At 64.6% G+C, this 305-nt stretch carries 1 pseudogene; it reads right to left on the bottom strand.

Features of this window, described 5'->3' with window-relative positions:
• Positions 1-305: pseudogene (locus ACUN8H_RS18770) on the bottom strand (electron transfer flavoprotein subunit beta/FixA family protein); the annotation flags it as partial.

Below are 305 nucleotides of genomic sequence, written 5' to 3'. Positions count from 1 at the left end.
CAGCGCGGCGAGCATCTGGCCGGTCTGGTTATTGTCGGTGTCGATGGCCTGCTTGCCCAGAATGACCAGGCCGGGCTGCTCTTCGTCCACGACTTTGGCCAGCAGCTTGGCGACCGCCAGCGATTCGGCGCGCTCATCGGTTTCAATGTGGATAGCGCGATCCGCGCCCAGCGCCAGCGCGGTGCGCAACTGCTCTTGGGCGGCCTTGGGACCCACGGTCACAGCCACCACTTCGGTCGCCACACCCTTCTCTTTCAGGCGCACGGCCTCTTCCACGGCAATTTCGCAGAAGGGGTTCATGGCCA

The organism is Vreelandella sp. V005 (assembly GCF_052645115.1).
This window is presented reverse-complemented; position numbering and strand designations above follow the sequence as displayed.